Annotated in this window: 7 protein-coding genes; 3 read left to right on the forward strand and 4 right to left on the reverse strand. The window is 48.5% G+C overall.

Features of this window, described 5'->3' with window-relative positions:
• Positions 1–42 precede the first annotated feature (42 nt).
• The 3 genes from secA (at position 43) to AAE250_RS06875 (ending at position 5,111) form a co-directional block, all read left to right on the forward strand.
• Positions 43–3,384: a preprotein translocase subunit SecA gene (gene secA / locus AAE250_RS06865; RefSeq protein WP_294598641.1), complete on the forward strand. Its 3,342-nt coding sequence runs from the start codon at positions 43–45 to the stop codon at positions 3,382–3,384.
• A gap of 114 nt (positions 3,385–3,498) precedes the next feature.
• The gene (locus AAE250_RS06870) at positions 3,499–4,599 is read left to right on the forward strand and encodes a DUF6340 family protein (RefSeq protein ID WP_294598644.1); all 1,101 of its coding nucleotides are present in this window, start codon (positions 3,499–3,501) and stop codon (positions 4,597–4,599) included.
• Between the two features lie 65 nt (positions 4,600–4,664).
• Complete coding sequence (locus AAE250_RS06875; protein ID WP_294598647.1) at positions 4,665–5,111, forward strand: hypothetical protein; 447 nt, start codon at positions 4,665–4,667, stop codon at positions 5,109–5,111.
• Positions 5,112–5,211: 100 nt separating this feature from the next.
• Here the strand turns inward: AAE250_RS06875 and AAE250_RS06880 are convergent, their stop codons facing one another.
• The 4 genes from AAE250_RS06880 to AAE250_RS06895 form a co-directional block, all read right to left on the reverse strand.
• A complete protein-coding gene (locus AAE250_RS06880; RefSeq protein WP_294598649.1) occupies positions 5,212–8,208 on the reverse strand; it encodes a glycosyl hydrolase family 28-related protein in 2,997 nt (998 codons plus the stop codon).
• 9 nt (positions 8,209–8,217) lie between these two features.
• Complete coding sequence (locus tag AAE250_RS06885; RefSeq protein WP_294598652.1) at positions 8,218–11,232, reverse strand: glycosyl hydrolase family 28-related protein; 3,015 nt, start codon at positions 11,230–11,232, stop codon at positions 8,218–8,220.
• A gap of 84 nt (positions 11,233–11,316) precedes the next feature.
• A complete protein-coding gene (locus AAE250_RS06890) occupies positions 11,317–12,036 on the reverse strand; it encodes a DUF3823 domain-containing protein (RefSeq protein ID WP_294598655.1) in 720 nt (239 codons plus the stop codon).
• A gap of 23 nt (positions 12,037–12,059) precedes the next feature.
• The gene (locus AAE250_RS06895) at positions 12,060–14,021 is read right to left on the reverse strand and encodes a RagB/SusD family nutrient uptake outer membrane protein (RefSeq protein ID WP_294598658.1); all 1,962 of its coding nucleotides are present in this window, start codon (positions 14,019–14,021) and stop codon (positions 12,060–12,062) included.
• Between the last annotated feature and the right edge of the window lie 3 nt (positions 14,022–14,024).

Raw genomic sequence — 14,024 nt, forward strand, 5'->3', positions numbered from 1 at the left:
TTTGCGCAGAAATTCAGAAATAATAATAAAAACAGATATATAATGGGATTTAATGAATTTTTAAGCTCGATTTTCGGCAACAAATCCACGCGCGACATGAAAGAAATACAGCCGTGGGTGGACAAAATCAAAGCTGCCTACCCCGAAGTTGCCAAACTCGACAACGACGCCCTGCGCGCCAAAACCGAAGAACTGAAAGCCTACATCTACAACTCCGCCGCCGACCAGCGTGCCAAAGTGGAAGAACTGAAAGCAAGCGTGGAAAGCACCGAGCTGGAAGACCGTGAAGACCTCTTCAACCAGATTGATAAAATTGAAAAAGAGATACTGGAAATCTACGAAAAAGCATTGGACGAGGTATTGCCCACCGCTTTCTCCATCGTAAAGGAAACCGCCAAACGTTTCTCTGAAAACGAAGAGATAGTAGTGACCGCCACAGAATTTGACCGCCAACTGGCAGCCACCAAGGACTTTGTACGCATTGAAGGTGACAAGGCCATCTATCAGAACCACTGGGTGGCAGGCGGTAACGAAGTCACCTGGAACATGGTACACTACGATGTACAGCTCTTCGGTGGCGTGGTACTGCACAAAGGTAAAATCGCCGAAATGGCAACGGGTGAAGGTAAGACACTGGTAGCTACCCTGCCCGTATTCCTCAACGCACTGACCGGCAACGGCGTACACGTGGTAACCGTGAACGACTACCTGTCCAAACGTGACTCCGAATGGATGGGCCCGTTGTATATGTTCCACGGCTTGAGCGTGGACTGCATCGACAAGCACCAGCCCAACTCCGACGCCCGCCGCAAAGCCTATCTGGCAGACATCACCTTCGGTACGAACAACGAATTCGGTTTCGACTACCTGCGTGATAATATGGCCATCAGCCCGAAAGACCTCGTACAACGCCAGCACAACTACGCCATCGTCGATGAGGTAGACTCCGTGTTGATTGACGATGCCCGTACTCCGTTGATTATCTCCGGTCCCGTGCCCAAGGGCGACGACCAGCTCTTCGAGCAACTCCGCCCGCAAGTGGAACGCCTGGTAGAAGCCCAGAAGAAACTGGCTACACAATACCTGGCCGACGCCAAACGACTGATTGCCTCGGACAATAAGAAAGACCAGGAAGAAGGTTTCCTTGCCCTGTATCGCAGCCATAAGTGTCTGCCCAAGAACAAGGCATTGATCAAGTTCCTCAGTGAGCAAGGCATCAAGGCCGGTATGCTCAAGACCGAGGAAATCTATATGGAGCAGAACAACAAGCGCATGCCCGAAGTGACAGATCCGCTATACTTCGTCATCGAAGAAAAGATGAACAGCGTGGACCTGACCGACAAGGGTGTGGACCTGATCAGCGGCAATTCCGAAGATCCGACATTCTTCGTATTGCCCGACATCACCGCCCAGCTCTCCGAACTGGAAAACGAAACCGACCTGACAGACGAACAACGCCTGGAAAAGAAAGATGCCCTAATGACCAACTATGCCATCAAGTCGGAACGCGTTCATACCATCAACCAGCTGCTGAAAGCCTACACCATGTTCGAGAAAGACGACGAATATGTAGTGATTGACGGCCAGGTGAAGATTGTGGACGAACAAACCGGACGTATCATGGAAGGCCGCCGCTACTCCGACGGATTGCACCAGGCCATCGAAGCCAAGGAAGGTGTAAAGGTAGAAGCTGCTACACAGACTTTTGCTACGATCACGTTACAGAATTACTTCCGTATGTATCACAAGCTGTCCGGTATGACCGGTACTGCCGAGACGGAAGCAGGTGAGTTGTGGGACATCTACAAACTGGATGTAGTGGTAATCCCAACCAACCGCCCCATTGCCCGTAACGATATGAACGACCGCGTTTACAAGACCAAACGCGAGAAATATAAAGCCGTAATCGAAGAGATTGAGAAGATGGTGGCTGCCGGACGTCCGGTGCTGGTAGGTACTACCTCTGTAGAAATCTCCGAAATGCTGAGCAAGATGTTGACCATGCGCAAGATTGAGCACAGCGTGCTGAATGCGAAGTTGCACCAGAAGGAAGCGGACATCGTGGCTAAGGCCGGTTTGAAGTGCGCCGTAACGATTGCCACCAACATGGCAGGTCGTGGTACGGACATCAAGCTGAGCCCGGAAGTGAAGGCTGCCGGCGGTCTTGCCATCATCGGTACGGAACGCCATGAGTCACGCCGTGTAGACCGCCAGCTGCGTGGTCGTGCCGGACGTCAGGGAGACCCGGGTTCTTCCGTATTCTTCGTGTCTCTGGAAGACGACCTGATGCGTCTCTTCTCTTCCGACCGCATTGCCAGCGTAATGGACAAACTCGGTTTCAAGGAAGGCGAAATGATTGAGCACGGCATGATCTCCAAATCCATTGAGCGTGCACAGAAGAAGGTGGAAGAAAACAACTTCGGTATCCGTAAGCGTCTGTTGGAATATGACGACGTGATGAACAAGCAGCGTACCGTAGTCTACACCAAGCGCCGCCACGCCTTGATGGGCGAACGTATCGGCATGGATATCGTAAATATGATTTGGGACCGTTGCGCCGCTGCCATCGAAGCACCTACCTACGAAGACTGCAAGATGGACTTGCTGCAAACTCTCGCCATGGAAACTCCGTTCACCGAAGAGGAGTTCCGCAACGAGAAGAAGGAAAAACTGGCAGACAAGACTTTCGACGCTGCCATGGAGAACTTCAAGCGCAAGACCGACCGCATGGCACAGATTGCCTTCCCGGTGATCAAGCAAGTGTACGAAACACAAGGCCACATGTACGAGAATATCCTTATCCCGATCACAGACGGCAAACGGATGTACAACATCTCTTGCAACCTGAAGGCTGCCTACGACAGTGAATGTAAGGAAGTGGTGAAAGCGTTCGAAAAGTCCATCCTGCTGCACGTCATCGACGAATCGTGGAAAGAGAATCTGCGCGAACTGGATGACCTGAAACACTCCGTGCAGAATGCAAGCTACGAACAGAAAGACCCGCTGTTGATATACAAACTGGAATCCGTGAACTTGTTCGACAACATGGTAGACAAGATCAATAACCAGACCATATCCATCTTGATGCGCGGACAGATACCGGTACAAGAAGCTCCGGCCGAAGCACCGCAAGCTCCCCGCCAGGTAGAGATACGCCAGGTAGAGATACGCCAGGCTGCCCCCGAACAACGCCAGGATCTGAGCAAGTATCGCGAACAGAAAGTGGACCTGAACGACCCGAACCAGCAGGCTGCCGCCGCACAAGATACACGCGAACAACCCAAACGCGAACCGATCCGTGCGGAAAAGACAGTAGGACGCAACGATCCTTGTCCTTGCGGTAGCGGCAAGAAGTATAAGAATTGCCACGGGAAGAATGCATAATAATTAATATATAGACAGTAGCAAAAAAAGCCTCGAACGGTTAAAATCTGTTCGAGGCTTTTGTATATTCAGCTAAAAGATTACTTTTGCTAATTGGAATAATACAAAAAAACTATGACCAAGTATTACTATTGTCTGTTATTGATAGGTTCGTTGCTATTGGGCGGTTGCCAAAGCATTGAACAGCTGTCTATTGACTATATGCTTCCGGCAGAAGTCAGCTTCCCTGCAGTGCTGAAACGGGTGGCTGTTGTCAACAATATGCCGGATGTTCCCGACAATAAACTGATTGTAAGCGAAGAAGAACAAAAGAAAGGTGAAGATGAGCTGGCACGCCTCACCAACTACTACAACGGAGACGCTGCAATCACCACCGAAGCCCTGGCAGAAGCCCTGGCCAACGAAAACTATTTCGACGAAGTCGTGATATGCGACTCCGCCCTGCGCAGCAAGGACATCTCTCCACGCGAAAGCACCCTGACGCAGGAAGAAGTCAGCGAACTGGCTCAAGACCTGAACGTAGACTTCCTGATTGCTCTGGAAAACATACAGATGCGCTCCATTCGCAAAATCAACTACCTTCGTGAATGGAGTATATTCCACGGCACAGTAGATGTAAAGGTATATCCCACCGTAAGGGTATATCTGCCCAACCGCAAAGGCCCGATGGTGACCGTAAACAGCAACGACAGCATCTTTTGGGAAGAAATGGGGAACAGCGAAGCCTATGTACGTTCCCACCTAATCAGTGAGGAAGACCTGGTAAAGCAGGCATCGGAATTTGCCGGTGCAGTGCCCGTGAAACACCTGCTCCCTTACTGGAAGACAGCCGAACGCTACTTCTTCAGCGGTGGTTCTGTGGAGATGCGCGATGCGGCCGTTTATGCCAGAGAGAAAAACTGGGAAGAAGCCGTCAAGCTGTGGAAGCAAACCTACGAAAGCAAAAAGGGAAAAAAGAAAATGTATGCAGCCTATAACCTTGCCCTCGGCTACGAAATGCAAGACAGCATAGAAACGGCCACCGACTGGGCACTGAAGGCACAAGCCATAGCCCGCGAAGTAGACAAAATAGACCAGAAACAAACCACCGGAATCAGCAGCGAAAGTGTTCCCAATTATTTCTTTACAAGTGTATATGTGGCCCAATTGCAGGAACGAAAAGAGGGATTGTCTCGCCTAAACATGCAAATGAACCGATTTAATGATGATTTTTAGTCAAATGATGCAGAGGTAATTATTTTTTTTATACCTTTGAACAACTATTAAGAAAGAAAGCCATTATGAAGCTCAGTCAATCGTCTTTAGCACTCCTGGAGGAAACCATCAAAAAAGCAATCGGCAGATACACCTGCGGTTGCGAGCAAACTATTGTTACGGATATTCATCTGCAACCCAATCAGAATTCCGGTGAATTGTCTATCTTTGATGATGAGGACGAAGAACTTGCCAATGTGGCCATTGAAGAATGGATGACTTACGAGGGGGATGACTTCTATGAGAACGCAGAACGCACCCTCAGCACCCTCCTCTGCAATATGAAAAATGCAGGATGCTTTGACAAACTGACCATTTTAAAACCTTTCTCCTTTGTATTGGTGGACGACGATAAAGAAACAATCGCCGAACTGCTGCTGCTGGATGATGACACCTTGCTGGTGAACGACGAATTGCTGAAAGGACTGGATGAAGAGCTGGACGCTTTCCTGAAAGACTTGCTGGAGAAATAAAAGACCATAAGAAAATTATTCTTTCCCGGCAATAAAAGATTAGCCCCTGCAATAATTTGATATTGCAGGGGCTAATTTCCTTTTACCAGGCGGATATATTTTACTTGATCCTTATGCCATAAATGGAACGGGTAGTCGTTACAAACAGAATATCCTTCTGACGGCCGCCGATAGCCAATGAGATAGGACGTTCTTCTACCTGTATTCTTCTCTGTTCCTTACCGGATTTGTCGTAGACAAAGATCTCGCCATCGGCAATATATATATTGCCGTTATCATCAGTCACATTGCTGTACTGGCCGAACGGACAAACCACACCTTGCTTCGTCAGACGTCCATCGGCATCGACGGAGAACTTGACGGTAGTCTTGTCCGATTCGTTCGCTACGTAAACCGGTTGCTGCTGGCCTGGAACCACTGAGAACAGTGCGCAAGAGCGACCCAAGTCGTAGGTTTCGGGAATAATAGTCACACCGTCGGGAGCTACAAAACTGTACTCGGAAAGGCTCGATGCTATTTTGTCGAAATCGCCTCTCCAACGGCTGGAAGGATGGACAACCTTACGTACATTCTTAGCTTGGGCAGTAACGATGCGAGGCATAGGCTTCATCGTAGCATCTGCATGGTCCGGATTGAAAGAGTATCCCAAAGCACTCCAACCACCATTTCCCCAACCACTATAATTCGGATTGTCGTCCGGCAGGCGGGAAACGGTCTCTTGCTTGCCATTTACCATATAGCCCGGTTGCGGGTCGTAACGGAAGATAACCAGCAGGTTGTCTTGCGTATCCGTTGCCAGCGTGAAAGGCTTCCAGGGATAATCGGCAATCAGGGTGATCTGCTTCGTATCGGCCGACCACTTATAGATCTTCTTCAAACGATTCTCGCAGAAGTAAACGTTCCCTTTACTGTCGGTAGTAGCACCGGAAGCAAGCTCAAAGCCGGTAGCAAGTTTCACGGGCTGGTCTATCACATCACAAGCCGGACGGTTGCTCTTCTCATCACCCGAAACGGTGAGGCGGGCGAAGTCCCAGGAATAAACAGGCAGCGCCTTGTTCATATCGTAGATGGGGAATTCGATCACCGGCAAGATCTGCGTGTAGTTGTGCATATTGCGGAAAGTGATATTCTCGCAATCCCAGATGCGGAAACCGATTTCCTTCGGCATAAAGGCACGGATCACGCGGTACATCCACACGTTTATCAACTCGATATTCTTACAGTTGGACATTTCTGCCATGTGGCAGTCGGGGCCTTCGATACCCTCCTCCTCGAACTGGAAAGCATAGATTTTCCAGTTGGAAGCGTTGCTGAAGCGGGCTTCCGTACGCACGTGGTGCTCCAAAGACATGGCGTAGATGCGGCCCTGAGTCTCCGTATCACTGAGGTACAAACCGCTGGCAGCATAGGTACTGGCTGTCCACACATCCTTGATGGTACCGCCACCGTTGTTGGTAATCCACAAGCTCCAGTACTGCTTGTCCCAGGCAAGGTCTTTGCCCGTCTCCATGACAGGAGAAGAAGGAGAACTGATGCGGCGTTCGCCACCTCTCCAACGGGGTTGCTGTTCTCCGGGAGTAGGCTTGCGCATGGTGCCGTGACCACCTACGAACTTAACATCATTCAGGTAGGAAGCTTCGCCTGCCATCCATTTACAGCCGGCAGCACGATAGTTGTATGCACCGGTGTTGATACCGATACCGTTCAGAATATCATCACCACCTTCGGAAGACTCAACCAACGGAACCGGTGTGCCGAAACCGCTGAATGCAGGTTCACTCTCTTTCAGAATGAATTGAGTACCATAGGGATGCAAGCCGATCAGCTTCGTTCCCGGAGCCATCTTCAGGGTTCTGGTCAGGCGATACCAGCCTTGCGGAACGTAGATATTCTTGTGCTGTGCAATCGCTTTCTCAAAGGCCGGCGTATCATCGGTTTCACCGTCTCCCTTCGCACCAAGTTCACGAATATTTACCCATGTCTCCATGGCAGGCAAGGTAGGAAGATCTTTGACAAGTGCCGTAGCAACTTTAGCCATCGGTTCTATCTTACATATTTCGCGGAAACCGGAAGTGGCATTCAAATTATCGTACATAAAGCCGTAAGTGAAATCTTTGACCTTATACATCTTATCCTTGACGTCCACTTTCTTTCCGTCGGCATAATCTACCAGTACAGGCACATTCTTGCAATCTACGTTCACCAGGTTCAGCTGTGAGAAAGTATTGCCTACTACACTCACTTTGACACCGGCTTCGGAGATATTCTCCCACAATGAGTTCTCTACATAAAGGCGGTCTACTATATTTTCTGCCATTTCTACGGCTACGGGGGTATTCTTTACGTGCATGTTCACAATAGCAAAGCCTACTTCACGCGAGTAGATGGCACCCTTCCTCTGACCTTCAAAATAAGTGTCGACCATCATCATAGGCCAGCCCGGAGAGGGTCTGGAAGAGATGATGCCATACTCACCACCAAAGAAACGCATGTCTTCCATCTCATTGCCTACATCGTAGACACCTGCTTTACCGTAGCCAATATGAATGTCGCAGTGGTTAAGAAAGCTATGCTGTGCAAAGTGCGAGCGGATGGCAATGGCCTGGGGATTGCCCTTATCAATGCGGAAGTCTACATTGGACACCGCACTGTAGAAAGTGCCTGCGTTGGCATCCGAAGGTTCTCTGCCTTCGGGAGCCAGTCCGCCCGTAAACCACACCATATAATTCTGCTTCGTCTGATAACCGGGAGTATCTGCCCCCAGGTAAATGACCGGGCGTTTCTTTCCATAACCAATCAAGCGAACAGATGAAGGTATCTGAATCGTCTTACTGATGCGGTAACTGCCTTCCGGCAAAAACAGGATTCCGAAGTTTTTCTCTATCTTCACCTGGTTAATCGCCTTCTGAAGAGCTTCGGTCACATCCGACTTCCCGTCAGCCTTGAAACCGTAGTTCTCCGGAGTGAAGAAGAATGCCTCCGGATCATTTGGCTTCAGCGTATACACTGAATTACTACCCGCAGCCCAACCGGCTGCCACACTTCCGATGATACAACAGACCATCAACAAGCGTCTAATTGTTTGAATACATCTCATAGGCTCTCATTATTTAATACGTACACCAAAAAATTTGGAACGACCCGTAATAAATAAGGTATTACCGTCTTTTCCGCCAAACTGCAAAGTAGAAGGACGTTCCGGAACGCGGATCATTCCTTTCTTATTACCATCTTTATCGAATATATAGATTTCTCCATCTGCTACATATAAGTTTCCTTCCTTATCTACGGCAGAACCGAATTCTCCTTGTTCTACAAAGTATTGCAGGTTGGAAAGCGTACCATCATTGGCAACATCCATCTTCACCATTCGGCGGTCATACTCATCGGACGTATAGAATGGCTTGCCCGGATAGGCTTCGAGCAGGGAAGAACTGCGCGACAGGTCGAAGTAGTGAGGGATAATAGTCTTTCCGTCCGGTGCCAGAAAACACATCTCGGGGACATATACCGATACTTCGTTGAAATCGTGGAAGTCTCTCCAACGGTTGGAAGGATAGAGTGCCTTATAAACATTCTTCACCTGACTCATAGGAACGCGGGGCAACAACTTGATTGTTTCTTCGGGATTATCGGGATCGATGGAGTAAACCTGCATCGTGTATCCGGAGTTACCATAACCACTGAATGAAGTACCCTTCGTATCGGGCAATACCGGCATCTGCTCAGGCTTGCCGTCAATCAGATAACCCGGTTGAGCATCGTAACGGAACAATACAAGGAGATTGTCTTCGGAGTCGAACGCCAGATTGGAGGGTTTCCATGGGAAGTCGGCAAGTAGGGAAAGGCTGTTCGTTTCTACCGACCATTTGAAGATGCGGCGCATGCGGTGATCGCAGAAATAGACGTTGCCTTTGCTGTCGCGTGCAATGCCTTCGGTAAAGTCGAAGTCGGAAGCCAGTTGGTTCACCTTGCCCACTTCGTTGCTCAAAGGTTGTTGGTGCGGTTCCTTACCGGTTACAATCAGACGGGAAAGTTCCCACGGACGGATGTCAATGTCCTTGTTTACGTCGAAGACAGCGATATTGTTCGTATACTTGATCTGAGAGTAGTTGTGCAGGTTAAGGAAGGCGATATTCTCACAGTTGCGGATGCGGACAGAACTATGATAAGGCTTGTTGATGCGGATTACGCGGAACATGTACAAATTGGCAAATGTAATGTTCTTGCAATCATCCATTTCAATAGGCTGGCATTCGGAACTTTCACGGCTTTCTTCTTCAGTCTGCATGCAATATACCTTCCAGTTGGACACCTTGTTGAAGCGAACTTCATTCCGCACGTGGTGTTCGATGGACATGGCATAGATACGGCTCGGAGTGGCAGTGTTGTTAGCATAAAAGCCGTTGGTGGCATAGGTGCTGGCGGTCCAGATGTCCTTGAAGGTACCTCCGCCGTTGTTGGTCACCCACAAGCTCCAATATTGGTTGTCCCAAGCCAGGTCCATGCCCGATTCGGACACCGGATTATCCGGCGTGCTGACACGTGCCGGCCTCTCCCACCATCCTCTTGGTGCTGCTACACCCGGTTTCGGTTTCCACATGCCTCCGTGTCCACCTACAAACTTCACGTCGTTGATATATGAATCGGCATTTGCCATCCATTTCACTCCTACTGCACGATAGTTGATACCACCGGTATTAATGCCGATGCCTACCAGCATATTCGTACCGCCTACGGAAGATTCCACCATAGCCTTCGGACCACCGAAGCCACTGAAAGCGGGAGTGCTTTCGGCCAGACGGAATTGCGTACCGAAAGGATGCAAGCCGATCAACTTCGTATTCGGCTTCATCTTCAATGTTTCAGTGATGAGATACCAGCCTTGGGGGACGTAGATATTGTCATATTGGTCGATAGCTGCCTGAATGGCCTTGGTATCATCCGTTTCTCCGTCACCTTTCGCACCCAGTTCGCGAAGATTCACCCAGGTTGCCATTGCCGGCAATGCAGGGATATCCGTCAATTGGGCAACCGGCATTTTCTGTATCGGTTCCACATTCAGCAGGGTTTCATATTCGGGCATATCAACCAGGTTGTCCATCTGAAGGCCGTGATCGTAAGATTTCACCTTATATATCTTATGAGCAACTTTCGTATCCGTATTGCTACGAGTATATTTAGCCAATGTCGGTACGTTCTTGCAATATACATTGCGGAACGTAATCTGATTATTGCTGTTGTTTTCATTGGTAATGACCACGGCAGGACCGCTTACATTCTCAAAATAGCTATTCTCCAGGAACAGTTTGTCGCAATAATTAGGATCGATATCAAAGACGGCAGGTACATTCTTGGCATACAAGTTCACCATTGCCAAGCCTGATTCCTGACAGCGGAGTGCAGCAATGCGTTGTCCTTCAAAATAAGAATCGACCATCATTACCTGCCAGCCCGGAGAGGCCTTGGTAGTGTAGATGCCATAATCTCCTCCATAGAAAGCCACATTCTCCATCTCGTTACCGACATCGAACAAGCCGGCTTTACCTTTACCGATATATACAGCTACATGGCTGATAAAGCTATGTTGTGCATAGTGGGTACGAAGCGCAACCGCATGGGGGTTACCGTCCTCAATGCGGAGGTTGATATTGGACATGGCACTGTAGAAGGTTCCGGCATTGGCATCACGAGGAGCTTCCCCCTCTTCCACCAATCCACCGGTAAACCAGAACATGTACTTGGCCTTTCCTTTATCCGCAGGAACTTCTTCCTGAAATCCCGGGGAATTCTTTGCCAGGATAAATTCGGGGCGGTTCTTTCCATATCCTATCAGGCGGATAGCACCGGGAATATAGATTGTCTTACTGATTTTATACTTTCCTTCGGGAATGAAGAGGATTCCGAAATTCTTTTCTTTCTTCACCTGGTTAATGGCTGCCTGTAGCACGTCGGACACATCCATCTTACCATCAGCCTTTATCTGATAGTTTTCAGGGGTAAAGTAAAACGCTTCGGGATCATTGGGTTTCTGGGGATAAATAGAATTCAGCTGTACAGCGTAAAGCCGGGTACAAAGTATCCCCAATAACATCAGAAAAGTAATGCTTAGTTTCTTCATGGTTTATTATTATTATTTTATTAGAAAAAAGGCGCTCTGCTACCAAAGTTGCAGAACGCCTTACTGCATTTTTATTCTATTCTATTAGAATTCAATTGCAACCAATGGACTATAATTATGACGAATCGTACCGACATTGTTCACATCAGCTTTAGCACCGATACGGAAGTAGTAGTTCTTTCCCGTGTACTTGAAAAGATCTTTGTTTCCTTCCGATGCACAATCGATTTCCAACCGGTAAGCGGTATTGTCTACATCAACAGACGGACTAAAGTTAAGGATATCGTTACCGCCGGTCACGCCAAACTTAATGCTATTGCCCACCCACATATCACTAAACGCGAACAACTGAACAGAGGCAACCTTTACTTCGGCCTTACCACCTTCCAGACTGAAGGTAGCAACAATCTTACTGCCTTCCTTCTTAATAGACGGATTAACAATACGAAGATAAGGAGTTACTTTGAAATCTTTTGTATTATCACCCTTTTTAACTACTACGCCCTTCTCTTCAAAAGGATAGCAGTTGCTGTTCTCAACGCGCATGTCGTAAGTGCCGGAAAACACCATGTTATTGCGATATTCTCCGGTATTCATTATCTTCCAGCCTTGATTCTCCGGATTGGCAAAACCCAGTTCCACAACCGTAAGACTGCACTCCTGAATATCCGTACCTACCAGTTCACCCGTTTTTTCATCAAGGAAGGAACCGTGAATAGAGGCATTTGGAGCGTCATAGTTATCTATTTCACAAGATGTCAATGCCAAAAGGCAACATGATACCAATAATCCTAATTTTTTCATAATCTTCTAAGAATTTAGTGATATTAATAACCCGGGTTCTGAACCAAGCCGTTCGTACCGATGCCCGGAATACTTTTGTAATAGCTTTGCGGAGAGAATGTTCTACCGTTTCCTTTTTCATCACCGTGGAAGTTGGCACGGACGAAAATGTACTTCGGCGTAGCCTCACGCAGGTCAACCAGCGGTACCAATGCCGAACGCATACCGGAATTGAAGAATACATGGTTCTCACGACGGCGAACCATATCCCAATAGCGTTGGCCTTCGAAAGCCAGTTCCACACGACGTTCTTTCAATACGTTGTCCAGCGTCAAAGGAATGTTGTCCGTATGAGCCGCGCGATGGCGAATGGCATTCAGGTATTGGGCCGCTTTTGCAGCGTCGCCTTTACCACTCTCCACAACAGCTTCCGCATAGTTCAAATAGATTTCTGCCAGACGGATGTCGATAAACGTAGTTGTGATAGATCCCCAACTGCTGGTCAAAGAACTGAACTTATATTCCTCCATATACTTGCGGATAGAGAAACCGGTTGTTGTGTAGTTACCATTCTGGCTGTCACCAAGGTTACCAAAGCCGGAATAGGAAGCAGAACCTTCGGCACCGAATCCAAAGTAAGTTTTACCATCCTTACCGACAGCCGATTGGTTTTGATAGATGAAAGGATTGCCATCCTTGTCAATCAGACCACCTTGCATCATAATCTTTATGCCGGCATAATCGGCACCCGGAAGAATGATACTTGCCTGTAAACGGGCATCCTTGCCTGCAAACGGAGCAGTGAGGCTCTCATATTTGATATAGGGAGCAGCAGCAACGGCAGCACCGTTCAGCTGTATCTGTACAACATTCTGTTCTACCCCATCTGTACGGGTCTTGATGGGAGCACTCTTGCCTGTACCATCATCGGTATAGTCTTCATAGAGGTCTATCAAGTTGAGCATAGGGCTGAAACGACCGTAGTAGAGTGCGCCCGGATTGGCCTGTGCAGGAGCGAAAAACAAGCTATAGCTGTGTCCCTGATTGGAATTGGTCGTACCATCTACGTAACCACGGGAGAGGATAACTTCACTATCCGGTGCTTCCAGAAAGAGCTTCTGATAGTTTTCAGCAGCCTCGGATGCAGAAGCAGGAGTGGCTGCATAAAGAGTCTTGCCGGAGTTATTGATAATATTTTCCGCAGCCGAGATACATTCACCATAGAAATAATCGGCCTCGGAAGTATCGATACCTACCAGTTTCTGATTAACAGCCTCACCTGCCAACGGAGCCTTATTCCAGTACTTGGCCAGAGAAGCGGCAAACAAAGCGGCACGCGACTTCATACCCAGTGCACCCCACTTCGTGAAGCGATAACCGTCTGTAGTGGTAGGCAGGTTTTCGGCTGCCTCGCCAAACTCTTTGATGATAAACTTCCAGGTATCAGACTCCGTACTACGAGGTACTTTCAGAGATTCCGAATTGCCCGGCACGTAGTCACCATCCTGCACACGGTCGATGATAGGTACACCGCCGTAGCGCTTGGCCAGACTGTAGTATATATAAGCACGTGCAAAACGGGCTTCGGCAGTCATGCGCTTGGCGTCTTCATTATTCAAAATACCTTTCTCGTAAGAAGAGGCTACCGTCTCGATAAAGATATTCACCTGACGGATTTTATCATAAGGCCAGTAGTCAAAACTCTCCGTAATACCTGAACCACCTTCACTACGGGAAGCCTCGTCAGTAAGGAAAGAGATGCTGGCAGCTCCACTCACACCGTTGAACTTGCGGCGATCGAATCCACCATCCTGAGGACGGAATACAAAATCTTCCATCGGAACAGTTGTGTAAACATTAGCCAGCAATGACTTCACACCACCGTCTGTTTCTGTCAGTCGGTCGCCCGGCACCTTGTCAAGCGGTTCCAATTCCAAAAAGCTATCGCAACCTGAAAGACCAACCAACGCGCAGAGCGCAACAGTAGTCAATATGTTTTTCTTCATACT

The organism is Bacteroides sp. GD17 (assembly GCF_038448625.1).
Classification (GTDB): domain Bacteria; phylum Bacteroidota; class Bacteroidia; order Bacteroidales; family Bacteroidaceae; genus Bacteroides.